The organism is Nitrosophilus sp., from assembly GCF_982775275.1.
This window is the reverse complement of record NZ_CEXZHP010000258.1, coordinates 1-1,731: the sequence shown is the minus strand read 5'-3', so window position 1 is coordinate 1,731 and position 1,731 is coordinate 1. Positions and strand designations below refer to the sequence as shown.

The window sequence follows — 1,731 nt, the reverse complement described above, 5'->3', positions numbered from 1 at the left end:
TTTTTGTATAGTTTTTTTGAAGTGTTCCATAAGAGGTGTTGCGTGTTGCTATGCGTTTGTCTAAAATATCTAAAAGGTTTTCATTGCTAAAATCACTAAAATCTTTCAAGCTTAAATGGCGTAAATAGGAAGATGCTATCTTTTGCATCGCTTTTTTTGAAAGAGTCTGGTTATTGATAAAGTAGCGTGATTTCTCCTTTTTTATATGTTTAAAAACATTGGGTTCTTCATTCTCTATACCCGTTGCATCGGCATCTATCTCCCATGTAACACTGCTTTCACACAATGCGGCATCACAAGAGGTACCACCAAGAGAAGCCAAAACAGCTTCCATAAGAATCGATTTTCCGCTGCCGCTGGGACCTGTAAAAACAATAAGTCCGTTTTGGAAATGCAGTTCTGCTTCGTTAAAACTTAGATAATTTTTCAGGTAAAATCTCTCTATCATCTTGCTAACCTTTAGAATCTTTTTGAAAATAGTATAGAAAAAAAGAGACTCTTGCTAAAAATATTGCAAATTGATATATTTTTACACTTTGTTTGACTGTTGTATCTAAATTTTAACAAGTAAGTACTGCTGTTTTGGCATCGAGCTTTTTCCTATACTCCCTTACTTCCTGTAAGGATGCCCCCATATTTCAAAGGGCAAAGTCAGTTTTTTTTACCCACTTGTGCATATGGCATTGTGCAGACCTTTTTTTTGCAATAATTTCCACGCCTTTTTCATCATCGAAGAGACCGGTGCCGTTTCAAATTTATCTAAAGCAACCCACACTCTCTCTTCTTGCGGTAACTCCTCCAAAGTGTAAAGATGAACAGTAAGTTTGTATTTGGTATAGCTATGTTTAAAACTTCCCAAAAAATGCTCCTCTATTGGGTCGGTATTTGGAAGTACAAGCATATTATTATACATTCCGTCTTTGGAGTAGTGCATCGCTACAGCCCCATTGTGGATGTAAACTCCAAAAAACAGCTCCATGGCAATAGAGTTTGTTTTTTGTTTTTGTGTATATACCTGGGGAGAATCTTTCCCTTTGCAGCCAACACGCAACGGACAAATACCACACTGAGGGTTTGTAGGCAAACATACCATAGAGCCTACATCCATAAGTGCAAGATTATGGGCGCGTGTGTTGTGTGTGTCTAAAAAATCTTCTGCATACCTCCACACTTGCGTGTTTGTCGGGTTTATAAGTGCAAAAAATCGTTTGATAACCCTTGCGATATTTGTATCGACAACAGCAACACACTGCTCATACCCAAAACTGCAAATTGCACTTGCCGTATAGGCACCAATACCGGGAAGTTTTAACAATTCCTCTTGTGTTTGTGGCAGTCCGTCTCTTGCGTGTTGGGCGCTTAGATGAAGATTTTTGGCACGACGGTAGTACCCTAGACCGCTCCATATGCTCAAAACATCCTCAAGGGGAGCATCTGCTAAATGTTGCAGTGTCGGATACTTATGTAAAAAACGGGGATAATACTCATCTTTAACACGTCGAACCTGTGTTTGTTGCAGCATAATCTCACTCAGATATATTTTGTAAATATCTTGCGTGTTACGCCACGGCAAATCGTGTCTTCCATATTGTCTGTACCATCTTTGAAGTTGTGTATGCACTCTTTTTTTCACAAAACTTAATTCTCCCCATACCCCTTATGTAACTGCGCTTTCTTTGCAAGGACTTTGACACTCTCTGAGATATCATCACTTGTTATATGGTAGTGCTG

At 38.8% G+C, this 1,731-nt stretch carries 2 protein-coding genes; both read right to left on the bottom strand.

Annotated elements, in window-relative coordinates:
- Positions 1-448, bottom strand: a 448-nt coding sequence (locus AC30RD_RS09005) for an AAA family ATPase (RefSeq protein ID WP_489494189.1), incomplete at its 3' end; no start/stop codon positions are given.
- Positions 449-661: 213 nt separating this feature from the next.
- Positions 662-1,633: an A/G-specific adenine glycosylase gene (locus AC30RD_RS09000; protein WP_489494188.1), complete on the bottom strand. Its 972-nt coding sequence runs from the start codon at positions 1,631-1,633 to the stop codon at positions 662-664.
- Between the last annotated feature and the right edge of the window lie 98 nt (positions 1,634-1,731).